Origin of the sequence: Tautonia marina, assembly GCF_009177065.1 — a bacterium.
In the GTDB taxonomy this organism is placed as follows: Bacteria; Planctomycetota; Planctomycetia; order Isosphaerales; family Isosphaeraceae; genus Tautonia; species Tautonia marina.
The window spans coordinates 323,941-349,439 of the sequence record NZ_WEZF01000004.1 but is presented as its reverse complement, the minus strand read 5'-3'; the positions used below and the strand labels follow the sequence as shown (position 1 = coordinate 349,439).

Annotated in this window: 19 protein-coding genes; 13 read left to right on the top strand and 6 right to left on the bottom strand. The window is 61.5% G+C overall.

What is annotated here, in order from left to right:
* Positions 1 to 34 precede the first annotated feature (34 nt).
* The 3 genes from GA615_RS28665 to GA615_RS07410 are packed head-to-tail and all read left to right on the top strand — an operon-like array spanning position 35 to position 4,577.
* Entirely contained in the window at positions 35 to 1,555 is a 1,521-nt protein-coding gene (locus GA615_RS28665) for an FHA domain-containing protein (RefSeq protein WP_152050637.1), read from the top strand.
* A complete protein-coding gene (locus tag GA615_RS07415; protein WP_152050636.1) occupies positions 1,552 to 3,666 on the top strand; it encodes a VWA domain-containing protein in 2,115 nt (704 codons plus the stop codon). The genes GA615_RS28665 and GA615_RS07415 overlap by 4 nt, the downstream gene beginning before the upstream one ends.
* Positions 3,663 to 4,577, top strand: a complete 915-nt coding sequence (locus tag GA615_RS07410; RefSeq protein WP_152050635.1) for a hypothetical protein — start codon at positions 3,663 to 3,665, stop codon at positions 4,575 to 4,577. Before GA615_RS07415 ends, GA615_RS07410 begins: the two co-directional genes overlap by 4 nt.
* A gap of 68 nt (positions 4,578 to 4,645) precedes the next feature.
* Here the strand turns inward: GA615_RS07410 and GA615_RS07405 are convergent, their stop codons facing one another.
* Positions 4,646 to 8,944: an amidohydrolase family protein gene (locus tag GA615_RS07405; protein WP_152050634.1), complete on the bottom strand. Its 4,299-nt coding sequence runs from the start codon at positions 8,942 to 8,944 to the stop codon at positions 4,646 to 4,648.
* A gap of 338 nt (positions 8,945 to 9,282) precedes the next feature.
* On the opposite strand from GA615_RS07405, the gene queF reads away from it, so the two are divergent.
* The 3 genes from queF to bioA are packed head-to-tail and all read left to right on the top strand — an operon-like array spanning position 9,283 to position 11,884.
* Entirely contained in the window at positions 9,283 to 9,639 is a 357-nt protein-coding gene (queF, locus tag GA615_RS07400; RefSeq protein WP_152050633.1) for a preQ(1) synthase, read from the top strand.
* 41 nt (positions 9,640 to 9,680) lie between these two features.
* Positions 9,681 to 10,472, top strand: coding sequence for an SAM hydrolase/SAM-dependent halogenase family protein (locus GA615_RS07395; RefSeq protein WP_152050632.1), 792 nt, complete (start codon positions 9,681 to 9,683; stop codon positions 10,470 to 10,472).
* 32 nt (positions 10,473 to 10,504) lie between these two features.
* A complete protein-coding gene (gene bioA / locus GA615_RS07390; RefSeq protein WP_152050631.1) occupies positions 10,505 to 11,884 on the top strand; it encodes an adenosylmethionine--8-amino-7-oxononanoate transaminase in 1,380 nt (459 codons plus the stop codon).
* A gap of 110 nt (positions 11,885 to 11,994) precedes the next feature.
* Here bioA and GA615_RS07385 read toward each other — a convergent pair whose 3' ends face one another.
* The 4 genes from GA615_RS07385 to GA615_RS07370 all read right to left on the bottom strand — a co-directional run bounded on the left by GA615_RS07385 (position 11,995) and on the right by GA615_RS07370 (position 16,665).
* Complete coding sequence (locus GA615_RS07385) at positions 11,995 to 13,149, bottom strand: lactonase family protein (RefSeq protein WP_152050630.1); 1,155 nt, start codon at positions 13,147 to 13,149, stop codon at positions 11,995 to 11,997.
* 161 nt (positions 13,150 to 13,310) lie between these two features.
* A complete protein-coding gene (locus GA615_RS07380) occupies positions 13,311 to 14,702 on the bottom strand; it encodes a serine/threonine protein kinase (RefSeq protein ID WP_152050629.1) in 1,392 nt (463 codons plus the stop codon).
* Between the two features lie 95 nt (positions 14,703 to 14,797).
* A complete protein-coding gene (locus GA615_RS07375) occupies positions 14,798 to 15,673 on the bottom strand; it encodes a PP2C family protein-serine/threonine phosphatase (protein ID WP_161602215.1) in 876 nt (291 codons plus the stop codon).
* Positions 15,674 to 15,897: 224 nt separating this feature from the next.
* Positions 15,898 to 16,665, bottom strand: a complete 768-nt coding sequence (locus tag GA615_RS07370; RefSeq protein WP_152050627.1) for a PIG-L family deacetylase — start codon at positions 16,663 to 16,665, stop codon at positions 15,898 to 15,900.
* Between the two features lie 368 nt (positions 16,666 to 17,033).
* Here GA615_RS07370 and floA point away from each other — a divergent pair, with 368 nt between their 5' ends.
* Entirely contained in the window at positions 17,034 to 18,107 is a 1,074-nt protein-coding gene (gene floA, locus GA615_RS07365; RefSeq protein WP_152050626.1) for a flotillin-like protein FloA, read from the top strand.
* A 158-nt stretch (positions 18,108 to 18,265) separates the two neighbouring features.
* Here the strand turns inward: floA and GA615_RS07360 are convergent, their stop codons facing one another.
* Positions 18,266 to 19,879, bottom strand: a complete 1,614-nt coding sequence (locus tag GA615_RS07360) for an amidophosphoribosyltransferase (protein WP_152050625.1) — start codon at positions 19,877 to 19,879, stop codon at positions 18,266 to 18,268.
* A 248-nt stretch (positions 19,880 to 20,127) separates the two neighbouring features.
* Between GA615_RS07360 and proB the strand changes: the two genes are divergently transcribed.
* The 6 genes from proB (at position 20,128) to nuoD (ending at position 25,494) form a co-directional block, all read left to right on the top strand.
* Positions 20,128 to 21,285 carry a glutamate 5-kinase gene (gene proB, locus GA615_RS07355; RefSeq protein WP_235905177.1) on the top strand — a complete coding sequence of 386 codons (1,158 nt, stop codon included), beginning with the start codon at positions 20,128 to 20,130 and terminating at the stop codon, positions 21,283 to 21,285.
* Between the two features lie 165 nt (positions 21,286 to 21,450).
* A complete protein-coding gene (locus GA615_RS07350) occupies positions 21,451 to 22,167 on the top strand; it encodes a hypothetical protein (protein WP_152050623.1) in 717 nt (238 codons plus the stop codon).
* A gap of 248 nt (positions 22,168 to 22,415) precedes the next feature.
* Positions 22,416 to 22,835 carry an NADH-quinone oxidoreductase subunit A gene (locus GA615_RS07345; protein ID WP_152050622.1) on the top strand — a complete coding sequence of 140 codons (420 nt, stop codon included), beginning with the start codon at positions 22,416 to 22,418 and terminating at the stop codon, positions 22,833 to 22,835.
* Positions 22,836 to 22,948: 113 nt separating this feature from the next.
* On the top strand, positions 22,949 to 23,545 hold the full coding sequence (locus GA615_RS07340; protein ID WP_390622221.1) for an NADH-quinone oxidoreductase subunit B: 597 nt from the start codon (positions 22,949 to 22,951) through the stop codon (positions 23,543 to 23,545).
* A gap of 62 nt (positions 23,546 to 23,607) precedes the next feature.
* Complete coding sequence (locus GA615_RS07335) at positions 23,608 to 24,135, top strand: NADH-quinone oxidoreductase subunit C (RefSeq protein WP_152050620.1); 528 nt, start codon at positions 23,608 to 23,610, stop codon at positions 24,133 to 24,135.
* A gap of 129 nt (positions 24,136 to 24,264) precedes the next feature.
* Positions 24,265 to 25,494 carry an NADH dehydrogenase (quinone) subunit D gene (gene nuoD, locus GA615_RS07330; RefSeq protein ID WP_152050619.1) on the top strand — a complete coding sequence of 410 codons (1,230 nt, stop codon included), beginning with the start codon at positions 24,265 to 24,267 and terminating at the stop codon, positions 25,492 to 25,494.
* Positions 25,495 to 25,499: the final 5 nt, after the last annotated feature.

Below are 25,499 nucleotides of genomic sequence, written 5' to 3'. Positions count from 1 at the left end.
TTAAATTGCGCACTGTCGATGATGAGTGAACCTGATGATGAACGGTCCCCCCGAGTCCAATAACTGGTTGCTGGAGGTTGTTCGCGGTCGAGACGTGGGTCGACGGTATCCCCTGCGTCCGGGACGTGTGGTTCTGGGCAATGCGCCGGGAGAGGCCGAGGGACTCGATCTCTCTGAGCAGGAGGCCAATTCACCCCGAAAGATGATGGGGCGGCATGCCGCGGTCGAACTGTCGCGATCGGGACTGGTTCTCATGGATCTGGAAAGTCCCGGGGGAGTCTTTCTCAATCGTCGGCGGGTGCTCTCCGGGCAAGCCCAGCCCCTGAGCGAGGGGGACGTGCTACAGCTCGGCGGAGTTCAATTGCGCGTGGTGGTTGAGAATCCGAAGATCACTCCGACTTCGTCGAAGGCACCGTCGCAGGGTGTTGCGGATCGAGCACGACCCGAGGAGAAGGGAAACGCGACACCGATCCGGCGCCCAGCCGAGCCCCCTCGGCCTTCGCGCGGGCCGGTGGCTCCGCTGGCATTTGCGTTGAAAAACGGGCCGGTCTGCCGGAGTTGGGACGACTTCATCACGGTTTCGGCCCAGCGTTGGGAGGGGCTCCGAGAGGAGCTGACGTCCGGGCGATTGGCGTCGTACCTCATCTCGGTTGGACGAAGCGAGATGGCGCCCAGGGCCGATGCTCCGGGTTCGCCGGATGATCGCCTGGATGCCTGGCTCAATTCCATTCCGACCTCCAAACCGAGCCATCCCGAGCTGGAGGTTCATCCCCGATCGGTGCGAGTCAGAGCAACACCCGGCGCGACGACCCGCCAGGCCTTCCGCGTGTCGAACATTGGGTTCCGCCTGCTACGCTCAACGCTGAAGGTGGAGCCGGAGGGGCTCGAGTGGTTGACGATAACACCTGAGTTTGATCGAGAATTCACCACCATTGATGAAACGGAAGTGTCGTTCACCATCGTGACTCCGGACCCATTTCCAGGTCGGCTCGATGCGTCGATTGGGGTGGAGAGCAACGGTGGGATGGCTCGCGTCGCGGTTGTGGTAGAGTCGCCGAGTCCCCGGGTGACGGAGCCCTCCGAACCCTTTGAGGGGCAGGAGCAGGGAAACTGGTCTCCAGAGGTCCTTCGGGAGGGATGTGCTGCCTGGTTGGCTCGCCGAGGAGGGAGATCGAGAATTGTCGGAGGGGCGGCCATCGCGATGCTGCTGCGGCTGGGCATTGGGGCCGCGAGTGGTTTCTCATCGATTGCACTGTTGCCAGGACCTGCGGCGGTCCTTGCGGTGCTCGGAGGAATTCTTGGGGGGATGGGCTGTGTCAAGCGAGGTGGCATCGGGGACGTTGTTCCAGGAGTCTTTTCCGGATCATTTGCGGGCATGTTGATGGCAGCGTTTCTTGTTGCAATGTGCCAGGCGGTGGAGCCCCTGTTCGGGGGAAGCATTTCCTCAAATTTGGTTGCGGTTGTGATGATCTGGGGGGTACTCGGGGCTGTGGTTGGCGCTGGATCGCTGTGGACAGTGCCTGATGGCCGTCGGACCCAAGGAGGCACGTCATGATCCTGATTCGAGTGGGTGTCCTGATCATCGTGCTCGGTGGGGTTCCGGCGATCTCGTTGGGGCAGCCGGCGGCCTTGGATCCGAGGATCGATACGGCGACGGCCAACGGAGTGGAGTACCTCAGGAGGCAGCAATCACGTGCGGGGCATTGGGATTATCGACTCGCTCATGACCATCGGCTGGGCATGACGGCGTTGTGTGGTCTGGCAATGATGGAGAATGGGGTTTCGTCTGAGGACGAGGCGATTGTTCGGGCCAGCGAGGTCGTGCGGGAACTGGCGATCTCGTCGGATCAGACCTATGACCTGGCACTTGCGATTCTTTTTTTGTCTCGGTTGCAGGGGACGAATCGAGGAGAGCTGGACGGCTTGATTCAGCGTCTCGCTCGACGGCTGGAGGGGGGGCACAACGGGGGATTCTGGTCGTATCGAGTTCCGCTGGGAACCTCATATGAAGCGGGATCGACGGGACCGGGAGGAACACGGCCACCGGGTGATTCGGGAGGGTTTCTTGGTGGGCCAGGCGATTTGTCGAACACGCAGTTTGCCCTGCTCGGCATCTGGACGGGGGGAAGGCACGAATACAATTCCGACGCGGCGCTGGAGGCGCTCGACGATCACCTGCGCTCGACGGTCAATCCGGACGGAGGGTGGGGCTATCGGCCAGGCATTGCGAGTGCTCCAGCGATGACCTGCGCCGGGCTCATGGGGCTTGCGATCGCGGCGTCTCGTCCCTCGCTCGCCGAACGATTGACATCGCTGGCTCGGGGAGAAGCCCTGGTTGCCGATCCGGTGTTTGCAAAGGCTCTTGAGAAAGTCTCGGCCGATGCTCGATTCATCGGGTCGTCCACCGATGTTTATTATTTGTGGTCGCTCGAACGGGTCTGCGTGGCCCTTGGGTTGAGTGACTTGAACGGTCTCGACTGGTACGCGATCGGTGCGGAGTCGCTGCTCAACCGACAACTCCCGAACGGCGGTTGGCCGCCGGGGAGCTGGCAGTCGCTTCCGGAGACCTGCCTGGCGCTGTTGTTCCTGAGGAAGTCGAATCTCGCGTTCGAACTGGATCGGGTCTTGCGGCTGCCAGGTCCGAAGCGAGAGAACCCTGAGGAGATCGAGTCTCAGATCGTTCAGGCAGCAGAAACGACCGGCGACGACGACATTCGGGTCGTCGTTCGCCAGGTGGACGAGTCAGGCTTCCCGGAGATTACCCTGGATTTTGAGGTGACGCGGCCGGATGGAGCGGCATTGGTTGATGCGGATCAGGACGATTTCCGAGTGACGGAGTATGACCAGCCGGTCGAGATCCTCCGGTTCGAGGCCCCAACCTCTCGTGAGGTGATGGAAACAACGGTCGTCCTCGTGGTGGATCAGAGCCGGAGCATGGAAGAAGAAAACCGGATTGGCGCGTTGAAGGAGGCCGTGCGAACGTTTCTCAGCGTCATGCCGATTGGGTCTCGCGTGGCGGTGATCGCCTTCAGTGATGAGATTCGGGTGATTTGTCCCTTCACGACGGATGTGAGGCGTGTCCAGGCATCGGTGGATGAATTGCAACCGATGGGAGGAACTCGATATTATGATGCGGTAGTCGAGGCCCTGGAGTTGATTGCCTCGCAATCGGGGCGGAGAGCCGTGCTCGCCATGACTGACGGAGAAGACACGTTCAGCAGGACGGCAGACCTCGACGCGACGATCCTGGCGGCTCGAAGGCTTGGCTTGCCGGTCCATACACTTGGTCTGGGCAGCGAGGAGGAAATTGCCAGCGACGATCTTCGACGCCTGGCCGCCGAGACGAGGGGTCAGTATCTGCCCGCGAGGAATGCCGACCAGCTTCGAGCCATCTATGAGGAACTTGCCACACGACTTGGGCAGATGTATCGATTGGTTTACCAAACCGAGCGGCCCTTGCCCGATGGAACGTTGCGTCCGGTGGCGGTGTATTTCCGATCGGCAACCGTGGGAGCACAAACAGAGGTGTTTATCCGGGGAATGGTGGTGCCGGCCTCGGGTTGGCCGCGATTGTTTCTGGGGCTGATCGGGGTTCTGGTGGGGCTTGCCTTGCTCCCAGGATTGATGCGCCGACGATCGGCAGCGCGGTTGCGAGTGAACCGATGACGCCTCCTCCCTTCCGCTATCCACTGCCGACGATCATCGTTTTGGTGGTCTTGTGTCTATTGGTTTGGCGAGGAAACACCTGGCTCGCCACGGTTACCGCTCCGGTTTGGGCTGGGATTGATCGGATTCGATCCGGTCCCCCGTTCCCGGAGTCGACCGAGCCGATGCGGGTGAGAGGGCCAATTGTCCGGAAGGTCCTCTTGCTCAAGGAAGGAGTCGAGGCGACGGATGTCCCCGAGGGAGATCCGGTCGAAACGATTCGACGACGGATCTTCGCCGATGTGTACGATGTATGGCCGTCGAGTGGTGCGCCAACGCATTATCGAATCGGCAATCGTCGTCCGATTGGCTGGGTCGAGGCCGAATCGGTTCTTCCCTGGGAGACCCGCCTCGTCCTCAATCCGTCGGGGAGGTCCTTGAGGCTTCGGCGTGATTCGGGAGATGAGCAAGGCACCCTCATGGATCTTGGCTCGGTGCCATTGCCGGTCCTCGATTGGAACTCCGAGGAGGTTCACGTCGCGGTCTGGGACCCCAGCGCACTCTGGAGCAAGGTTGAAGTTACGGGCTGGGTTCGAATCGAGGAGGTTCCCTCGGAAGCGTTTGGCGTGTTGGTAACGCGGTACGAATTGCTTGAACTGTTGCGACTCGTGCTTGAACCGACGGCAGCAGGTTCACCACCCGGTCGAATTTCGGCAATACTCGGGACGCTTGGTGAGCAAGACCGACTCAGCGATGAACAGATTGCGGAGGTCCGTCGCCATCTTCCCGCAACGATTCTGCGCGATGGAGCGACTGAAGGCGAGCGTTCGGCAGACCAACTTGGTCGAATCAACGATGACTGGAGTCCCGAGGTGTCATGGTCTGGAATTGCGTATCAGTCGATTCCTTTGAGTGCACTTCCGAACCCTTGAACGCAGAACGAGCCGTCACCCCGAGCAACTTCTCCGGGGTGACGGCTCTGATCCAGATCTTCAGTCACTCAGCGTGACTCGATCTTTGCCGGCTCATCCCGTGACGGATCGGTCTCTCCGACCGTGCTGGGTGGGGCGGCTGCATCACGGACGAGACCGATGGGGCTGATGCCGTCTCGGATCTCAGAAAGGCGGCGACGATAACGCTCATAGAGTTCCGTCTGGCGACTTTCGGGAGCAACAGGCCGACCGCCGATGATCAGGTGCTTGACCTCGGTGGTTGGTTGGAGCAAGTGACCGGCGGCAATGACGAGATTCGCTCGCTTGCCGGGTTCGATTGAGCCGAGCTGATCGGCGACCCCGAAAATCTCGGCGGGAACGAGGGTGACTGCCTTGATGGCGTCTTCCTCGGACAAGCCATATGCCACGGCCATCGCGGCTTCCATCGGCAGGTTGCGCACCTCCGAGGCATCGCCGGTCGAGCTGATCGCGACGGTGACACCGGCCTCGACGAGCCAGGCCGGATTCGCATACGCCGCGTCGTAGGGGTCGTTACGACCAGGATTCCGGTGGGTTCCGGCGATCAGAACGGGGACACCTGCTTCCTTGATCCGATCGGCGACTTTCCAGGCGTCCGCACCGCCGCTAAGAATCGCCTTCAGGCCGAGTTCATCGGCGAGATCGAGGGCAGAGAGGATTTCTCCCCGGCCGTTGGCCGCGAAGACGACCGGCTTCTCCCCTCTGGCGAAGGGTGCGAGGGCCTCCAGACGAGGATCGACCGGAGGGGATTCGCCGCGATCGAGTGCGGCCTGTCGGATTTCATCGAACCGCGTCGCCGACCGAAACAGTTGCTTGAACTCATCGAGACGCTTTTCTCGATCCCGGAACCGTTCCCGATATCGTTCGGCAAACTGAGCCGACACACGGCTGAGCACGTCATCGAGGTTCGCCGGAGGGGCAGGGGGGACGTTGACATAAAGGGCCAGTTCGTCACCCTGGACCATCTCAGACCAGATCCAGCCGTTCAGATCGATCAAGGCTCCCTGTCCGGAAATCGTGCCGCCGGTCGGTCGGACGAAGCCGGAGAGGACGCCGGCGATCCGGTTCGCTGCGATCAGGGCCGAATCCGCGTTGATCGCCACGCTGGCGCGTAGCTCGGGCTGGTAAGGAGCAAGCTCTTGGGCGTCCTGGGTGGCGGAAATGCTGCCGATCTCGTTCAGGCCGAGATCACTGCCCGAGTCGATCATTCCCGGCCAGACGTCGAGACCACCGAGGTCAATGGTAGTGGCATTCTCAGGAACGGCTGTCTCCGCACCCCCAACCTCGGCGATGGTCTCGCCCTTGATGACGATCGTTCCGCCCTCGATCGTTGGGCCGGTCACGGGGTGAATCGTCGCGTTGATCAACGCATAAAGCCCATCCGCGTTTGTGGCGATCTCGACCTGTTGGGCGCGAATGGCCTCGGGCGCTTGCGGCATCTGCTCGTGGCTCCCCGGTCGAGGGCGAAGGATCGGCTTGTCCTCACCGTGGTAACGCTGGAAGGCGACTTCGCCGTCGATCAGGGTGAGCTGGCACTGGGCGAAGCCGTCGAGCGGGTGCGCGTTGAACAGGGCGATGTCGGCATCCTTCCCGACCTCGATCGAGCCGAGACGGTGATCGAGCCCCAGTTCTCGGGCGGGGTTCAGGGTGATCATGGCAAGGGCCTGGTCCTCGGAGACTCCCCCATAGCGGACCATCTTGGCGGCTTCGACGTAGAGGTGGCGAACCTCCTCGCCACTGTCGCTCTTGATGCAGACGGCCGCGCCGGCCTCGGTGAGCAAGGCCGCGTTGTGCGGAATGGCGTCGTAGGCTTCGACCTTGTAGGCGTACCAGTCGGAGAAGGTCGAATTGCTCGCGCCGTGGGCTGCGATCTCGGCCGCGACCTTGTAGCCTTCGAGCACGTGCTGGAGTGACTGGACCTTCATGCCGTAGCGCTCGGCCGTGCGAAGGAGCATCAAGATTTCATCGGCCCGGTAGCAATGGCTGTGAATCTTGATCGTGCCGTCGAGCATGTCGGCGAGGGCTTCAAGCCGCAGATCGCGGCGGAAAGGAGAAACGTCTTTGCCAGCCGCAACGGCATCGGCAAACGCTCTGCGGCGTGCCTGGTAATCCTTGGCTTCCTCAAAGGCTCGGATCAGGACCGCTTCGACACCGGGGCGAGTGAAGGGGAACCGATCGGGGCGAGAGTCCCGTTTGCGGGTCACGTTCTCGCCAAGGGCGAACTTGACCCCCTGGGGACCGTCCTGAATGATCAGGTCACGGGCAGCCTTGCCGTAGACGAGCTTGATCACGGCGTCCTGGCCACCGATCGTGTTGGCCGAACCGTGAAGCAATCGGGCCGCGGTGACGCCTCCGGCCGCGGCCTGGAAGATGGTCACGTCGTCGCCGGTGACGACATCCTTGACGCGCACCTCGGGGTTGATTGAGAGCGACCCTTCATTGACGCCTCCTTCGATCGCCATGTGCGAATGGGTGTCGATGATGCCGGGAAGGGCGACCATGCCCTTTGCGTCGAGGACGGTCACGTCTTCGGGAGCTTCGACCGATGCGCCAATCTCCGCGATCTTGCCGTCCTTGATCAGGATCGAGCCTTTGGGGATCGTGCCGTTGCTCACCGTGAGAATGGTTGCGTCCTTGATCAGGACGTTCCCACCCGTGGTCAGCGAGGGCACGCGGTCCTCATCGAACTCGGTTGCAACATCGACGAACGCGGGCTCATCCTCGGCTTCCTGCTCCTCCTGGGCATCGTCTTCGGGCTTTGTCTCTGCGTCGTCTTCAGACTCATCGTCGTCAGACGAATCGGAGGGTTCTTCCGCGGTTCGATTGGAGTTGCTCGAACGCTCTCCTGCGTTCATTTCGAACTTCGCACCATCGACGAACAGGTAACGAAGCTTGGCATCCTTCGAGGCGTACGATCCGTCCCACGCGACCAGATGGCCCAGCTTGCCGGGCTCGATGGTGCCGAGTCGATCGGCCACCCCGGCGATCTGGGCCGCGTCGAGAGTCAGGGCCTTGATGGCATCGGCTTCATCGAGGCCGGCGGAGATCGCCTCGCGGACCTTGGCGTGGAAGTCGCCGACGCGATTCAGGCCATCGCTGGAGAAGGCAAAAGGGATCCCGGCCTCGGCCAGGGTGGCGGCAAGTCCCACCCGATCGTTCCATCGGGCCTTGCTCTGCTGAAGCTCGCGGAGTGGTGGATCGCGCTCGGCGAGGGGCTTCTCGCGGTACTCGGCCTCGGAGGGAACCTCGGGCTCTTTCGAGAAGTCGACTCGAAGCACCACCGGGGTCTTGGTGGCTTCAAGGCGATCGAGAACCTTGGATGCCTCTTGAGCACCGACGAGGACCGCGCTGGTGCCGAACTCGTCCGCGAGGTCGAGGACGCGGTGGATGGCGTCTCGGCTGTCGGCTTGCCACCAGGCGGGCAAGGCTCTGGTGCGGGCGGCGTACAGGGCTTCCAGGCTCGGGTCGAAGGGAGGAAGAGGCCCACCCTTGTCACGGGCGAATTCCAGGAGCTTGTGATGATACTCGGCGTCGAGCATTGCCTGGCGCAAGTGAGCAACCACACCCATCAAGGCACCCGGATATCCACCGGAATCGGGAGGGCCGGCGGCGGCCATCGCCTCCTCGATCAGATGGATCAAGACCTCGTCCTGGGGGCTGTGGGTATGGCCTGCGCAGTGTTCGTCGTGACGAATCCCGAAGGCGTCAAAGAGGCCGTATTCTCGTCCGCGAGGGTTGGCGAGATTCAGATGAAGCGCCACCGACTCACTGATAATCGACTCCCGTCGGCCGAGGCCACCGAGGGAAACCAGGGCGCTCTGGCCGGTGGCAATCGAGCCGGAAGGGGCGGAGATCAGGGTGGTGAAGCCGAGGTTCCGGCGAGCGCTGACCGTGCTTTCGTCGAGTTTGAGCGCCGAAGCGACCCGAAATTCCGGAGTCAGGCCGTTCCGGTTGTCGGGAGGAGTGCTCGCCTGAGCAAATTCACGGAGCGGGATCGGCCGACTCAGTCCGGTCTCGGAACGGGGAACATTCTCGTCCTGGCCGATCGTGGTGTAGAGATCAATGAATCCGGGGTAAAGAAACAGTCCCTCTCCGTCGATTGTCTCCGCATCGTAGGGGACTTCGATGTCCGTGGTGGGGCCCACGGCCTCGATCAGACCGTTCCGAAGGATCACCGTCCCGTTCTCGATGGTGAGGTCGGGGCTGGCGACGATGGTGGCTCCGGTGATGGCAAAGGCGGCGGGGCGATAGTCGGGGCGGCGTTCGAGGCCTTGCGCCCGAGAGATTGCCGGAGCGACGAGCATGACGATCAACGTCGCGGCAGTCATCGCACGTCTGCCCCATCTGGCAGGAGGCCGCGGTTGCGGGGGTCGAGTCATGATGTGTGTCTCAATATCCTTGGGAAGGGCCACGATGTTCCAAGAAGTCGCGCAGTCAGAACACAGGCGGCGAGACCTTGGGAGAGGGGGAGAGGTCATCGGCGTTCGGATCGCGAAGTGTTCCCTACGTTATCCAGCCCCTCGAATCGGTCGCAAGGTGTCGGGGAGGGAAGGGGGGACGAGGATGGGTGAATTTGGGTACAATTGCTCGTCAGAACCGTGATCGTGTTTGATCAACGAGGACCCGCCAACCGTCCCTAGACGACGGGTCCTGCTGGGAGCCGAGCATGTCGCTGGAGACGTTCGAGAACCAATTTCCTGGACGGGACTACGAGATCGAAATCGTTTGCCCGGAGTTTACCGCCGTTTGTCCCAAGACCGGTCAGCCGGATTTTGGGACGATCACGATTCGCTACGTCCCTGACACACGCTGTATCGAGCTGAAATCGTTGAAGATGTACCTTCAAGCGTATCGGGATCGTGGCATCTTCTACGAAAACTCGATCAACGTGATTCTCGATGATCTGGTGGCGGCCTGTGAGCCCCGACGCATGACCGTGATCGGGCAGTTCACCCCTCGGGGGGGGATTTCGTCTCAAATCACCGTGTACCATGAGGCGGCTTCGTCCTCCTCGCCCGGCTGAGCTGAGTCAACTCGGCCCTTGGAAATCGAGAGGGACCGTTTATGAGACCGCCCATCCTCACGCTCACCACCGACTTCGGCGGCGACGGTCCCTACGTGGCTGCGATGAAGGGAGTCGTCCTGGCCCGCGTCCCTCACGTGCAACTCGTGGACGTCAGCCATCGGATTGGCCCTCAAAATGTCCTCGAAGCCGCCTTTGTGATTGCCTGCGTGGTCGATACGTTTCCACCGGGCACCGTGCATCTGGGCGTGGTCGATCCGGGAGTCGGAACCCAGCGTCGGCTGATCGCCGCCCGGCTGGCCGAACAGTGGTTTGTGGTTCCCGACAATGGATTCTTGACCTACGTGGCCCGCAACTTCTCGGTGCAAGAGGTCTTTGAACTGGAGAACCGGGCGATTGCCCGAGAGCCGATCTCGAACACGTTTCACGGACGAGATCTGCTTGCTCCCGCGGCGGCCCATCTGTTGCTCGGTCGGCCGCCGCAGGAACTCGGTCCTCCGAGGCACGGAATCACGCGACTCCCGGCCGTCGAGCCTCGTCGCGATGGTTCCGAGGTGGTTGGAGAGGTGATCTTCGGCGACTCGTTCGGCAACCTGATTACCAACGTTCCAGTCGAAATGCTCGGTGAGACGTCTCCGGAAGACTGGGATATTGAGATCGCCGGGCATCGCATCCACGGGCTGACCCGGACCTACGGCCTGCAACCCCCCGGAACCCTGGTCAGCCTGGTGGGCAGTTCGGGCTGGCTCGAAGTTTCCCTCGTCAACGGTGATGCCGGTCGGTTTCTCGACTGTGGCGCAGGAGCCACGGTCTGGTTCCGAAAGAAAGGATGAACGGCGAGGCCCTTGCCCGCTCACGAGTCACCATGCCGACCTCTCGCCCGGACTCCGACACCCTTCGCCGATGGGACATCGAGCATCTTTGGCACCCGTTCACCGCTCAGGCCGACTGGGCATCGGGAATGCCGCTGATCATTGAGCGCGGAGAGGGTGTCGAACTGATTGACTCGGAAGGCAATCGCTACCTCGACGGGGTCAGCTCCCTCTGGTGCAACGTCCACGGCCACCGGCATCCGACGATTGACGCCGCGATCCGAGACCAACTCGATGCGATCGCTCATTCAACGCTTCTCGGCCTGACGCATCCGACCGCCATCGAACTGGCCCGGCACCTTGTTGAGCGGGCTCCCGAAGGCTTGACCCGCGTCTTTTACTCTGACAACGGAGCGACCGCCGTTGAGGTCGCCCTGAAGATGGCCTTCCAGTACTGGAGGCAGAAGACCAATCCCGAGCCGGAGCGGTCCAAGTTCGTCGCCCTCGGGGGGGCCTATCACGGGGATACGCTCGGAGACGTGAGCCTCGGAGGCGTCGATCGCTTCCATACGATGTTTCAGCCCTTGCTCTTTCCCGTGCTGAGGGCTCCCATTCCGTTCTGCTACCGATGCCCACTGGGTCTGAAGCGCCCGGAGTGCGAGATTGCCTGCCTCGATGAGGTGGACCGGCTCCTCGGTGCGCATCCGGGAAAGGTCGCCGCGGTGGTCATTGAGCCGATTGTCCAGGGAGCGGCCGGAATCGTCGTCCATCCGGAGGGGTATCTTCGGGGACTGCGCGAGATTACCCAGCGGCACGGGACCTTCCTCATTGCCGACGAGGTCGCGGTGGGCTTTGGTCGCACCGGGACGATGTTTGCCTGCGAACAGGAGGAGGTGACGCCCGACTTCCTCTGTCTGGCCAAGGGGATCACCGGCGGCTACCTGCCTCTGGCCGCGACCTTAACGACCGAGGAGGTTTTCTCAGCCTTTGACGCGACGGCGGCCGAGGGGAAGACCTTTCAGCACGGGCATACCTACGGCGGCAATCCCCTCGGCGCGGCGGCGGCGTTGGCAACCCTCAGGGTGTTTGATGAGGAGCGGACGCTGGAACAACTCGGTCCGAAAATCGAATTCCTGACGGAGCGTTTGCAGGAGTTCGCCGCGCTCCGGCATGTCGGCGACATTCGCCAGCGGGGGCTGATGGCGGGCATTGAACTGGTGCTGGATCAAGAGTCGAAGGCCGAGTATCCGTGGCATCGCCAGGTCGGCCCGCGGGTCTGTCGCCGGGCCAGGGAGTTGGGACTCCTGATCCGCCCGCTCGGAGATGTTCTGGTCGTGATGCCGCCGTTGAGCATTACGACCGAGCAGCTCAACCGAATGATGGACATCATGTTCCGCTGTGTTCAAGCCGAGACGGAAGCCTCAGACGCTTGAGAGGCTTCTGGTTCTGAGCATGAAGTGGCGCCAACCGTTTCCGCTCGGGCAAGGAGGAAAACGGTTGGCGAATGGCGATCGATCGGGCCGCACCTCGAATGTTCGACGGATCAATCCCCGTGGGGCACGAACTTGAGGCAGACGGGAGAGGGGACTTCAACCTGGAATTCGGTTTGTGTCAGGGTTCCGGATTCCTGGTCGATCCGGAAGACGACAATCGAGCCGGTCGCCTGATTGGCGGCGAGCAGGAACCGGCCCGTCGGGTCGATGGCGAAGTTGCGCGGCGTGGAACCACCGGTCGATTGATGCCCGATCGGGGCGATGGTGACTGCCTCCTCGTCGATCCGGAAGATGGCGATGCTGTTGTGACCGCGGTTCGATCCGTAGACGAACCGACCGGAAGGGTGGACGTGAATGTCGGCCGTGGAATTCGAGACGTCGGTATCGGGGGGAAGGGTCGAGACGGTTTGGGTTTCCGTGAGTGTTCCGGCGTCGGGATCGAAGAGGAACGCGGTGACTGTCGAGTCGATTTCGTTGATGCCAAACGCGAGCCGATTGCTGGGATGAAAGTCGAAATGCCTCGGCCCTGCGCCGGGCTGCACCGAGGCGGCGGGGGGATCGTTGGGGGTCAGGGTGTGGGATTCGGGATCGAAGCGGTAGACCAGGTATTTGTCGATCCCCAGATCGGCGGCCACGGCAAAGTTCTCGGTGGCGTCGAGGTTAATCGAGTGGGCGTGCGGCCCTTCCTGGCGCCTCGGATTCGGGCCGGAACCCTCATGCTGAACCGCATTGGCCTCGCCCAGCGAGCCGTCGTCGTTGATCGGCAAGACCGCGACGTTGCCACCGCTATAGTTGGCGATCAAAACATTCTTGCCACTGGAATCAACAATGATGTGGCAAGGAGCGCCACCCTTCGAGGCTTGCTGATTGATCAGGGTCAGCGTGCCGGATTCCGGGTCGATGCGGAAGGCGCTCACGGCCCCGCTGGATTCCCCCTCAAACTGTCCGACCTCGTTGACGGCGTAGAGCAGGGGTTTGCTCGGATGAAATGCCAAAAAGGAGGGGTTCTCGGTGGTCGCAACAACCCCGTTCAGGGTGATTCGGCCGGATTCGGGGTCCATTTCCAGGAGGTTGATCCCTTGATCGTCTCCCTCCGTGTAGGTTCCCACGTAGATCCGCACGGGATCATTCTCCTGCCCGTTGGCTTCGATGACGCAGGGACTGAATGCCAGGAGACTGAGAAGCAACGCTGATCGGTGAACCATCGGGAATCGCTCCGAGTCGTTGAACCCGCAAGGACCGACCCTCAAGCACCTCAGGGATTGAGCGGTCCTTCAGAGGGACATTTCTCGCCAGCTTACTCGGTGGAGAACGGGTTTACGAGCCTGCGATTGCGGCGAGCGCTTGAGCTCCAACCTTGCCTTCCTCAGAAGTTGGAGATCATGACCGCGAGGAGAATCAGGACCACAACGATTGCCAGAATGGTGAAGGCGATCCGCACCACGCGATCATCGTCGGATCGGGTGGGAAGGGGAATGGCCGGGATGTTCGGGTAGGAGCCGGATTCATCAGGATCATCGTCCGTCACGTCCTCATCACGGAGGATGACCGCCGTGCGGGGGACCACGGGAGGTTTGCTCAAGGGTGCCGAGATTTCCGCTTCGCCCAGATCGCGGAGCGCCCCGAGGGCGGAGAACTGGCTGGGATCGCCGTCGAGACGGAAGTCGTCGTCGTCCAGTTCGGGAGGAGGGGGGCGGAAGGTCCGTTTCGTTCCTGAGGTCGCTTGCCGAAGCGCTCGGGTATCGGTCCAACGCGCCAGATCGGCCTGGAGTTCGAGGGCCGACTGGTGGCGGTCTTCGGGCTGTTTGGCCATGGCCTTGGCGATCACCGCGGCAAACGCGGGGGGGACATCGGGGCAGAGCTTTTCCAGAGGGTCGGGATCCTCCATCCGGTGGCGGAAAATCTTGCTCACAATGTCTCCCCCTTCAAACGGCGGCCGACCGGCGAGGGAGAAATAGATGGTGCAGCCGGTACTGTACAGATCGCTGCGGCGATCGGCCTGCGAGGCGTCGGCGAGTTGCTCGGGGCTGGCATAGTCGAGCGTGCCGACGACTGCGTTCGGGTGGGTCAAGGCCCCTTCTTCACCCATCGACTTGGCCAGCCCGAGGTCAAGGATCTTGGCGTCTCCCTCGGGAGTGACCATCAGGTTCGAGGGTTTGATGTCGCGATGAACGAGGCCTGCCTCGTGGGCCGCGTGCAATCCCGAAAGGACCCGAACGAAGTAGCGCGCAGCCTCGTCGAATCGGAGCGGACCGGAACCTCCGTGAATGCCTTTGACGAGGTTATAGAGACTGTCCCCCGGCACGTACTCCATCACCATGTAATGGGCATCACCGACCGAGCCGACTTCGAGGGTTCGGGTCAGGTTCGGGTGGTGGACCCGCCGGGATAACTCCATCTCTCGATAGAACCGACGAAGCGCCTGCTCATCTTCGAGGGCTTTCTTTGGAGGGAGAACCTTGATGGCAACGCGGAGATGGTCGCGTTCTCGACGAGCGAGGTAGACCTTACCCATCCCGCCTTCGCCGAGCCGCTTCATGATGCGGTAATCGCCCAGGAAGAATCCCCAGGTCCGCCCGTTGAGCAGTTTATTGGCCTGGTATCGGGTCAGAAGGCCGCGATCCACGAGCATCCGGGCGAAGCCAACGGCATCAGTCTCGGTTCCCGGAGGAAGCGAGGTTCGCAGGCGGTCGATCTCTTCCGAGGAGAGTAAGCGACTTTTGATCAGGCATTGGACGAAGGTGTCGAGCCGGAGCATGGGCCGGAGGACCTTTGGGAATGACCCTGGTCGAGGTCAGGAACATGGACCGTGCCGCTGGCAAGCCTCGCGGGTCAATCAACGATTCAATCATGTCAGCCGGCGGGCTCGACGGATGGTGCCTTCTCGGACTCGTCGTTCAACGCCTCGACCGTAATGACCATGCAGGTGACGTTATCGCGAGACTCGTTTTGCAAGGCCGCTCGGACCAGATCCTGAGCGATTTGGTGCGGGTCGTCCGCCCGGCCGAGCAGTTCCGTCAACGCGTCGTCGGTCACGACCCCAGTCAAGCCATCCGAGGCCAGCAGAAAACGATCACCGGGAAGGAGGTCTTCCAGACGAACATCCTCCGGGCCGTCCCGGGCCTCGGGACTCCCGAGATAGAGGTAGAGGACGTGGCGGAACTGGTGGTTCCTGGCCTCCTCGGGACGGATGGTCCCCGCCGAGATCAAGGCCGAGGCGAGGTCGTGATCTCGGGTGAGCCGGTCCAGCACCTTTCCTCGAAGCCGATAGGCTCGCGAGTCCCCAATCCCGGCAATCAGGGCTCGTCCTGGTCGAAAGACGGCGAGCACCACTGTGGTTCCCATGTTCGAGCATTCGGGAACCACATGAGCCTGGGCAATGATCTCTCGGTTGGCCACGGCGATCGCCTGGCGGATCGCCTCCTGATCGTCCTGACTGTCGAGCCTCGCAAGCAATTCCTTGGGGATCAGCTCCACGGCAATCCGGCTGGCCTGCTCGCCGGCCAGTTGCCCTCCCATCCCGTCGGCCACAATGAATGGGCCGCCGATGTCTGAGCGAGCCCCCGAGCGAGTCGTGCCATTGTCGGTGGCGTGGGAACCCTCCGAGAGCGGCTGCAAGACGACTTCGACACTGGAATCGAGTCCCTCTGGCCAGGAGGAAAGGGAGCCGCGCCCAGGGACGAAGAAGTTGTCTTCATTATGCTCGCGGACGTTCCCTGTCGTGGTCACGACGCCAACACGCAGCCGGAGCCGTCGTGAGAGTTCCGCAGGGTCGGAGCTCCGGGAACCTCCCGCGAGCGTGCCCGACGACGAGGACATCCCACGCGATGGGCTGGATTGCCAGAGTCGCTTCAACCAGTTCTTCAAGGACACCGGATTCCCTTTGCGAACTCGCGGCGAGGGAAGGGCGAGGGAAAGACGCAGAGACGATCAGACGAGACGTCGGTCCTTCATCATCCCGATCGATGAGCCGGTCGCTGCTCGGCCGGAGCAGGCGCGGCCCATCGCATCAAATCGTCGACACCGAAGGTGCGATAGTGCATAAACAGTTCACCGGCCTCGAACCCTGCCGTCAAACCGAAGTAGCGGTTCATCGCCTCGACGGTCTGAAAGAGCCGCGCTTTCGAGGGGGGAAACTGCGTTTCGTAGGCCCTGATCGCGTCAAGCTTCCGGTCGAGGGTCTCGCCAATGTCCGCAACAATGTACCCGGAAGAATCCGGGGCATCCAGGCGATGAAGCGCGATCGGAAAACTCAACTGGTTCGTGATCGTGTGGGGCGGCAGTCCGTCGAAATATTCGTCCCATTTCGACAAGCGACTATAGAAAACCGCCGCATCGGTCATGAGCATGGCCTGATAGTGGTCCGGAGAGGCAAGAATCGTCTTCCCTCCAAATCCAAGAACGACCCGCGGTCGGTAGCGTCGGAAGACCTTCGCCAGGGCGATCCGTTGCTCGAACCCGTCAAAGAGGCGACGGTTGGGAAGGTTCAATCCGACCCGAACCGCAACACCCAGGATCTTCGCTGCGCGCTCCGCTTCACGAGCCCGGACATCAGGCCCCGCAGATCCTGGCGTCGGTTCCCCGTCGGTCAGATCGACCATCCCCACGCGGTAGCCCAGGTCAGAGAGCCGAGCCAGGGTCCCTCCACAGGCAATTTCAAGATCGTCGGGGTGCGCTCCGACGGCGATCAGGTCCAACGGGAGGTCATCCGACTCGGCCATGGCGTTCATCCGATCCTGGCAATGATCCCAACAGTCTGTTCGAAGTCTAGAATGAATCGAGCGTAAGGTCAATATCTGAACGCTATTACGACTTTGGTGAGGTTCGGGGTGTCTCCCAGCCACGCGGGGAACACCGGCTCAGAGGGGAGCGATTCGTGGCTGAAGACCGTACAAAAAAAACCTCCCGAGAGGAACGGTCTGGGAATCTGTGCATCGTGGGGATCGGGACGATCACACACTCATGACGTTCCTGGGGCCGAGGAGAGAAGCATCTTGAAAATCAGGTCGATTCGTCCACACCCTATAGCGAGAGTCTTCTCCATGCTGCCGGTTCGTCCCAACCAGGGCTCAACCTCAGGAAGTCGCCGATGTTCGCTCCCTTGATCGCCCAGCAGGACGGGAATAATACCTTCGTTCTGCTCGTGTTTCTCGTGCTCTTTGTCTCGATTATCAGTTTGTTTGCCTTCATTCTGTTTGCCAAGTACTTCAACCTCTGGATCCAATCCAAAACGACCAACGCCAACATTGGGCTGATCGAATTGATCGGCATGACGTTTCGAAAGGTCAATCCGAACATCATTGTTCGGTCGAAGATCATGGCCGTCCAGGCAGGGGTGACCGATCGCGACGGGGTCACGCGGCAGAACCTCGAAGCGCACTACTTGGCCGGTGGCAACGTGATGAATGTGATCCGGGCCTTGATCGCGGCGCAACGGGCTGATATTCCGTTGACCTACAAACGGGCCGCGGCGATCGACCTGGCCGGCAGAAATGTGCTTGAGGCGATCCAGACCAGCGTCAATCCGAAGGTAATCGACTGTCCCGATCCGGCCAAGGGGCGGCAAACGGTCGACGCGGTCGCCAAGGATGGGATTCAGCTCAAGACCAAGGCTCGCGTGACGGTTCGAACCAACATCGACCGCCTGGTCGGTGGTGCCACCGAAGAAACGATCATCGCCCGGGTGGGTGAAGGCATTGTGACCACGATCGGCTCTGCCGAGACCCACAAGACGGTCCTTGAAAATCCCGACATGATTTCCAAGCGAGTGCTGGAGAAGGGACTCGACGCCGGCACCGCGTTCGAGATCCTCTCGATCGACATTGCCGACATCGACGTGGGTGACAACATCGGGGCTCGGCTTCAAGCTGACCAGGCCGAGGCGGACATGCGCGTGGCCCGAGCCAAGGCCGAGGAACGGCGCGCCGCCGCCATCGCCCTGGAGCAAGAGAATCTCGCCGCCGTCCAGGAAAACCGCGCCAAGGTCGTCGCGGCCGAGGCTGAAGTGCCCAAGGGAATTGCCGAGGCCTTCCGGCGGGGACAGCTGGGCATCGGCGATTACTACTCGCTCAAGAATGTCCAGGCCGACACCGAGATGCGGGCCGCCATCGCCGGAACCGGCACCAACGCTCGTCGAACGCTCGATTCCGGAACGGCGGATTGATTGCTGGATCAATCGCCGAAGCCGATTGGCCCGGGGTTGGCAATCGCCTGCTGAGACAGGTCACCTTACGAGACCAGTTGTTCATGTTCGGGGGCGGTGATTGCCAAACGTACGAGTTCTGGGAACCCTGGCTCGGTGATCGCCGCCCTTTGACATCCTCAGTCTCCAGAGACGGTTCCTTCGACACGACGCGGTGTCTCGTAGGCTCGAATCCCCCCGGCGCCATTTTGGTGACAGGCCGACCCCTCCAGTTCGAGGTCGTAGAGGCGTTGGCCGGCCGGGGTGGGATAGCGTCCCGTGACGCAGGCCAGGCAGAGGTGGTTTGGGGAGAGGCCAATAGACCGGGCAATCGCATCGACCGGCAGGTAACGGAGGCTATCAGCCCCGAGTTCCTGGGCGAGCCGGTTCTGAGCCTCCTCCGAAAGTCCGCCGTCCGGCAGGTCGGCAAACTGCGGGGCAATCAGTTCGTCCCGCGTCGACATGTCGATCCCGTAAAAACACGGGGCGATGATCGGCGGACACGCCACGCGGAGATGGATTTCTCGAGCTCCGCCTCGGCGGCGGATCTCATGAACCAGGGCTCGCATGGTGGTCGATCGGACGATACTGTCCTCAACCAGGAGGACGCGCTTACCAGACAGAACCTCGGGCAGGGGGGTGTATTTCAACCGGACCTTGGCCTCGCGGTCGGCGGTCCCTTCAATGAAGGTTCGGCCCAGATAGCGATTACGCATCAAGCCTTCGACCGAGGGAAGATTCAGCTCGAAGCCCATCGCGTCGGCTGCCCCCTTGGCCGTGTCGGGCACCGGGACAACGATGGTTTCGGCATCGCGCGGCACATCTTCCATTCGGGCCAGTTCTCGCCCGAGCCGAGCGCGGCTCAGATACACCGAGCAATCGTCGAGCGTGCTGGCGACGTTCGCGAAGTAGATCCACTCGAAGAAGCAGTGCGCTCGCCTCGGAGTGGCCGCAAACCTGGTCACCCGGACGGAGTGGCGATCAACGACCGCAAGATGACCCGGCGGCAAGGACTCGATCCGCGTAAATCCGAGGTTCGACAGGGGAACGCTCTCGCTGGCCGCCGCAAAGAGCGACCCTTCGCGGGCCACGCAGAGCGGTCGAAGACCCAGGGGATCGCGAGCCACGATGAGCTGACCCGTCGCCGACAATAAGACGATGTTGTATGCCCCATCGAATCGCTTTGAGAGGCGGGTGAACACCCCGACCCAATCAATCTCGGGGCCTTCGTTCTGCAACTCGTAACTGATCGAGTGCATCAGGATCTCGGTGTCCGTGTCCCGCTTCAGGTGATAGTCTCCCTGAGCGAGCAGCTCCTCCTTCAACTCCTGGAAGTTGGTGAGCTGACCATTGAAGGCCACGGCGAACCACTTCGATTTGCGACCGTGAGCGCGTTCGAACGGCTGGGCCAGGCTCCGCTGATCGCCGCCGCAGGTGGCATATCGGACATGACCGATGGCCGCCGGTCCGTCCATCCCGCGCATGATCGACTCGAACTTCGCGCGATGATTGAGACGGAACGCCTCGGCAACGGTGCCGAGCTGTTTGTAGGTTTCCAGGATGGCGTCACGGCGCGGGTGGTAGCTGGTCATCCCGGCCGCGAGCTGTCCTCGATTCTGCATGTCGAGCAGCATCCGAGGAATCAAGCGGGCCGCGTGCTCCGGAGAGCGAGGTGTTTGCGCGACCGGCGGGCCGTGCTCCTGATCGAGGTGAGCAATGGCGGCCACGCCGCATTCGTGATGAAGTTCACCCATGGTCGCGAAAGTCCTGCCGGTCCTACGGGGGAGAGAGCCCTGTTTGGCCGTTCGAGAGATCCGGCGAGCAAACGGTTCTCTCCTGGGGGGGAAGGAACGTTTGCATCGACTTCGAGTGCCCTGGGCCTTGAAGCGAACTTCATTATAATCGGGCACCTGGAGAGACTCAATTGCGGGAGACGCTTTCGACTCGGCCAATCCTGCCGGATCGTCTTCTGCTTCGGCATGCTCCAGACGGAGAGATGAGGATGGAGCGGGACCTGGTCCGGGAAGACCTTGCACACTCGTCGCCGATCTGGGTCATCAAGGTCGGCACCAGTGTTCTCGCTGCGCCTGATGGCAGACTGGACGAACAACGGATCGCCAGTCTTTCGGACCAGATCGCCGAAGTCGTTCAATCCGGCAAACGCGTTGCGATCGTCAGTTCGGGAGCCGTCGGTGCCGGGATTGGTCGCCTGGGGCTGGCCAGGCGACCGACCGACCTTCGACACTTGCAGGCGGCCGCGGCCTCGGGACAGGCGCATCTGATCCGAGCGTACGATGAGGCGTTCCGGAAACATGGCTTCAGCGCGGCTCAACTGCTGTTGACCCGATCGGATTTTGACGATCGCGTTCGCTATCTGAATGTCCGGAATACCTTGCTGACACTGTTCGAATACGGCTCGATCCCGATTATCAACGAAAATGACACAGTGAGTGTCGACGAGATTCGGTTCGGTGATAACGATTTCCTCGCCGCCCTCGTGACCAATCTGCTCTCGGCGCCGTTACTCGTCATCCTGAGCGTGGTCGATGGTCTGCTCCGCTGCGACCCCTCGCAGGCCGAGTCGCTGACGTCGTCGATCGAGAACACGCCGATCCGGGTCATTCACGATCTCAACGAGGCCATTGAACAGCACGTGGGACCGGGACGCAGCCAGCTGGGGTCAGGGGGGATGAAAAGTAAGCTTGAATCCGCTCGGCTCGTGGCCCGAGCCGGCGGATCCGTCATTATCACCTCGGGATTGCGCTCGGACGCGATCCGACAGGTGCTGAATGGTCGTCCCATCGGAACCCTCATCCCCGCGTCCGGGGCCACTCAGCAGGCCCGACGCCGCTGGATTGGTCTGACCGCTCGCCCACGAGGCTACTTGATCGTGGATGACGGGGCACGGCTTGCCCTCGAATCGGGTCGAGGCAGCCTGCTGGCGATCGGGATTGTCGAGCTGGAAGGGCAGTTTCGCAAAGGGGATGTGGTCGGGATCAGGGATCTCCGAGGCCACGAATTTGCGCGTGGACTCTGCAACTACTCGCTCGAAGAAACGCGAGCCATCCGGGGACTCCGCACCGATCAGATTCAGGAACTTCAGGGACGAACCGACTACGAGGAAGTGATCCATCGGGATAATCTGGTCGTGCTCGGATGACCGCTTCTCACAGGAGCGTTACCGGGAATTTTCTGACGTTCATTGGGCCTCGATGCTAAGATTTAGGAGAGTGCGCGAAAACGGATCGCGAGTTGCAGGCCGATCGACGGATCGACGTCACTCCTGCTTCTCTCCATTGCTGGCAGTCTATCAAGGATTATCGCCATGCGAGGCGCCTTTCGAGCATACACGGGACGGCTTTCCGCGGGAGGCTTCCTCCTGGTGGCGGTGTTCGGGCTGGCTCCTTCTCTGAAGGCCCAGTTCAACGGCGACCCGTTTGATCCGTACCGAGCCTCGTATCGCTCCTCCACCATTCCGATGGCCACGCAGTTCGGGCCGGGGCGAGCCCGGGTGGTGACCCCTCCCGGCATGGGAAGCGTTCCCGGAATCGGGGTTCCCTGGGATGCCTCGTTCACCAACCCGACCTACCCGCTTCCCTCGACGTCACGTTTCAGTGCGGACCTCGACTTGCTCTCTCCGTCCAACGACGTCTACCGTCGCTACGATGCGGAATTTGGTCGCGTCTATCGGCCCAACGCCGAAGCCGACGAACAATTCGCCCGCATGCAAGAGGCCCGGCAGGAACTCTACTTCCAGGCGATGCGAGAAACCGATCCCGAGCGAAAGGCCGAACTTCGGCGCCAGTATCAGGATTTGAGCCGACGGATCAGTCTAGGCATGTCCCCGACAAGTCGTCGAGACTCCCAGGCTCCTCGAACAGGTCAAGAGGGTGCCGCGCCCCGGATTTCCGGGCAGCCCGATCGTACCTCCGGTGACGGTTTCCCACGGACCGTTCGCTCTTACGAAGACCTCGCCCAATGGTCGCGTGCCATCAACCGACAGGCTGTTGCGGTCGGAATCGTTCGCCCTGACTCGAACTGAGCGGTCGCTGGCGTCTTGACGGGCGAACCTCGAACCTTACAATCATGCCGAGCGTCGAGGAACGTTTTGGAGAATCTCCGATCGTTTCCGACCTCGGCTTGACCAATTGTTCGGTCACGCTGCTTGGACGTTCCTCGTCCGAGGATTGGCCTGACCGAGCTTTTTTTTCAAACCTCTTGTGAAACTGTTCACAATCGGGCGCCGGTCGCTTCGACTTGACGATCACCCGATGTAATGGGAGCGGACGTGTGGGCCTGGAATTCACACCGATCTTTTTGATGATCCTCGTGGGGATTTCCGTGGCCGTGGGCATGCTCACCATGAGCTACCTGCTAAGCCCCGGTCGCCGCAAGACGCAGTCGAACCGAGTCAAGCAAATGCCCTATGAATCGGGGATGGACCCGATCGGCGATGCTCGGCAACGGTTTGACATTCGCTATTATCTCGTGGCGATCGAGTTCCTCATCTTCGACGTGGAACTGCTGCTCCTTTACCCCTGGGCCGTTGGCCAGTGGCACCGTGACGAGACCTCGACCGCCCTCGGGGCGTCGTTCGGTGTGCCACTGGAATTGAGGACAATGGCCTTCTTCGGCGTTCTGGCGTTCCTCGGAATTCTGGTCGCCGGATTCGCATACACCTGGAAGAAGGGGGTCTACGAATGGCGATGAACCAGAACACCGGCGGTTCCGTCCCGGCCTCGTCCCGCCCGGTTCTGACCAATCGTCCTGCGGCAGGATTGCCGGCAACCAAGGGCGGAATCGAGGTTCCTGAAAACGTCATCATGACGACGGTTGATTCGGTCGTCAGCGCGGCCAGGAAGTACAGCCTCTGGCCCATGCCCTTCGCTACCGCCTGCTGCGGAATTGAGTTGATGGCCGTCGGTGCCAGCCGCTTCGACATCTCCCGCTTCGGCGCTGAGGTGATGCGGTTCAGCCCCCGACAGTGCGACCTGCTGATCGTCGCCGGTCGAGTCGCCATGAAAATGCTGCCGGTCTTGCAACGGATCTGGCTGCAGATGCCCGAGCCGAAGTGGTCAATCAGCATGGGGGCCTGTGCCAGCACCGGAGGCATCTTCGACACTTACGCCGTTGTACAAGGGGTCGATCGCTTCATCCCGATCGACGTCTACATCCCCGGCTGCCCGCCCCGGCCCGAGCAGATCCTCAGGGCTTTGATGGATATGCAGGCCAAAATTCAGGCGGGTGGCTCGGTCTTCGGCACCGGTCTTCCTGAACTCGCCGAACGCGAGAAGATGCTCGCCGAGAAGCGCAACCTTCCCGCGGGCCTCGCCACTGCCACCGAGCGAGGTGATGAGGGACGTTTCGGCTACAAATCTCCGGGTGGCGATGCCTTGCTTGGGATCGACGAAACCCGCTAACCTTCCGCGTCGTCTTGCTCGATCGACCGCGAGCATGATTGCCTGAACTTTCGGAGCCGTTGATGAGCGCTGAGACCCCGGTGACCTCGCATCCGATCGTCGACCAATTATCCGAGCGATTCGGTGCGTCCGTGATCCGATCGTCGACGTTTCGGGACAATCTGCGGGTGCTCGTCGATCACTCGGCTCTCATCGAGGTTCTTTCGTTCTTGAAGAACGACGCCGGTTATACCTTTCTCTCCGAACTGGGTGGCACCGACTACCTCGGGTATCCCGATCGGAAGGAAGGGGCTCGCTTCGAAGTCCATTACGTCTTGCTCAAGCAGGAGACGTCGGAGCGGATCATCATCAAGGTTGGCGTTGATGACCCCGACCCCACCCTTCCTTCGGTCATGTCTCTCTGGGGAGGGGCTGACTGGATGGAGCGTGAGGTGTTTGATATGTACGGGATTCGGTTCGAGGGTCATCCTGACCTCCGCCGGATCTTGATGCCCGATGAGTTTACCTCCTACCCGTTGCGGAAAGATTACCCGCTTCGTGGTCGCGGGGAACGCCATAACTTCCCGAAGATCACCCGAGAACAGTCCTGAGTTTCGCTCGCTCCCGCTGCTGCGGGTTGCGATCGCTTGAGACACCATCCTCCCCCCTTGACGACTGCTTGACCGGGCGTTTTGATCCCGGCTCCGTCCAGCTTTCTACCTTACCCGCGAGGTCCAGCAATGCCGGTCAATCTGCTCGAAGACGACCTCGACGCGAACGTCGGGACGGGCGAGCAAGAATATCACTGGACGCTCAACTTCGGCCCGCAACACCCGGCCACCCATACGACCCTGCGCCTGGTTCTGGAGCTCGATGGCGAGCGCATCGTCAAAGCCACGCCTCACATTGGTTACCTGCATTCGGGCTTTGAGAAACTGGGTGAACACCTCACGTTCAACCAGTACGTGACGGTGGCCGACCGCAAGAATTACATCAGCCCCCCGATGAACGAGGTGGCCTGGCATCACGCGGTCGAGAAACTGCTGGACATCGAACTCACACCGCGGTGCAAGTACATCCGCGTGATCATCGGTGAATTGTCCCGGATCAGCGATCACCTGCTTTGCACCGGGGCGGCCGCACTCGACCTTGGTGCCTTCACGGCGTTTCTCTTCGCCTTCAACCTCCGCGAGCTGATCTACGACATCTATGAGCAGATGTCGGGCTACCGGTTCCATCCGGGATATACCCGGGTCGGTGGAGTGCTCTACGATTTCGACGACAAGGTCCTTCAGCGCATTGAGCGAGTCCTCCAGCAGACTCCCAAGGTGCTCAAGGACATGGAAAAGCTCCTCTTCCGGAACCGGATTTTCCTGGAGCGCATGCGGGGCGTGGGTGTCCTGACCAAGGAGATGGCCATCAACCTCTCCTGCAGTGGGCCGATCGCCCGGGCCAGTGGGGTCACCTACGACCTGCGCAAGGATGAACCCTACCTCGCGTATCCGGATTTCAAGTTCCAGGTCCCTTACGCCACGGAAGGGGACTGCTACGCCCGCTTCCAGGTCCGCATGGAAGAAATGGTTCAATCGCTTGAGATCATTCGACAGGCGGTGAAGAACCTGCCGAGCGGTCCTGCGAACGTGCCGATCTCCGAGAAGTTCCCACTGCCCGATAAGGGGACCGCGTACAACAGCATGGAAGGTCTGATTCAGCACTTCGAGCTGATCATGCCCAATCGAGGGCCTGACAGTCCTCGCGACGAGGTTTACGCGGCGGTCGAGAGTCCCAATGGCGAACTCGGTTACTATCTCGTGGCCGATGGCTCGCAGGTTGCCTGGCGAACCCGAACCCGCCCGCCGTCGTTCATCCACTTTGCCGTCTTCCCGCACCTGATCAAAGATCACTTGATCGCCGACGTGGTGGCGATTCTGGGAAGCCTGAGTATCATTGCCGCGGAACTGGATCGCTGAGGAAT

Coding starts and splice junctions, on each gene's coding strand:
- GA615_RS28665 (WP_152050637.1), top strand. CDS start 35: ATGATGAACGGTCCCCCCGAGTCCAATAACTGGTTGCTGGAGGTTGTT.
- GA615_RS07350 (WP_152050623.1), top strand. CDS start 21,451: ATGCGAGGCGCCTTTCGAGCATACACGGGACGGCTTTCCGCGGGAGGC.
- proB (WP_235905177.1), top strand. CDS start 20,128: ATGGAGCGGGACCTGGTCCGGGAAGACCTTGCACACTCGTCGCCGATC.
- GA615_RS07385 (WP_152050630.1), bottom strand. CDS start 13,149: ATGGTTCACCGATCAGCGTTGCTTCTCAGTCTCCTGGCATTCAGTCCC.
- GA615_RS07340 (WP_390622221.1), top strand. CDS start 22,949: ATGACGACGGTTGATTCGGTCGTCAGCGCGGCCAGGAAGTACAGCCTC.
- GA615_RS07370 (WP_152050627.1), bottom strand. CDS start 16,665: ATGGCCGAGTCGGATGACCTCCCGTTGGACCTGATCGCCGTCGGAGCG.
- GA615_RS07380 (WP_152050629.1), bottom strand. CDS start 14,702: ATGCTCCGGCTCGACACCTTCGTCCAATGCCTGATCAAAAGTCGCTTA.
- GA615_RS07360 (WP_152050625.1), bottom strand. CDS start 19,879: ATGGGTGAACTTCATCACGAATGCGGCGTGGCCGCCATTGCTCACCTC.
- nuoD (WP_152050619.1), top strand. CDS start 24,265: ATGCCGGTCAATCTGCTCGAAGACGACCTCGACGCGAACGTCGGGACG.
- GA615_RS07335 (WP_152050620.1), top strand. CDS start 23,608: ATGAGCGCTGAGACCCCGGTGACCTCGCATCCGATCGTCGACCAATTA.
- GA615_RS07405 (WP_152050634.1), bottom strand. CDS start 8,944: ATGACTGCCGCGACGTTGATCGTCATGCTCGTCGCTCCGGCAATCTCT.
- GA615_RS07415 (WP_152050636.1), top strand. CDS start 1,552: ATGATCCTGATTCGAGTGGGTGTCCTGATCATCGTGCTCGGTGGGGTT.
- GA615_RS07395 (WP_152050632.1), top strand. CDS start 9,681: ATGAGACCGCCCATCCTCACGCTCACCACCGACTTCGGCGGCGACGGT.
- queF (WP_152050633.1), top strand. CDS start 9,283: ATGTCGCTGGAGACGTTCGAGAACCAATTTCCTGGACGGGACTACGAG.
- floA (WP_152050626.1), top strand. CDS start 17,034: ATGTTCGCTCCCTTGATCGCCCAGCAGGACGGGAATAATACCTTCGTT.
- GA615_RS07410 (WP_152050635.1), top strand. CDS start 3,663: ATGACGCCTCCTCCCTTCCGCTATCCACTGCCGACGATCATCGTTTTG.
- bioA (WP_152050631.1), top strand. CDS start 10,505: ATGCCGACCTCTCGCCCGGACTCCGACACCCTTCGCCGATGGGACATC.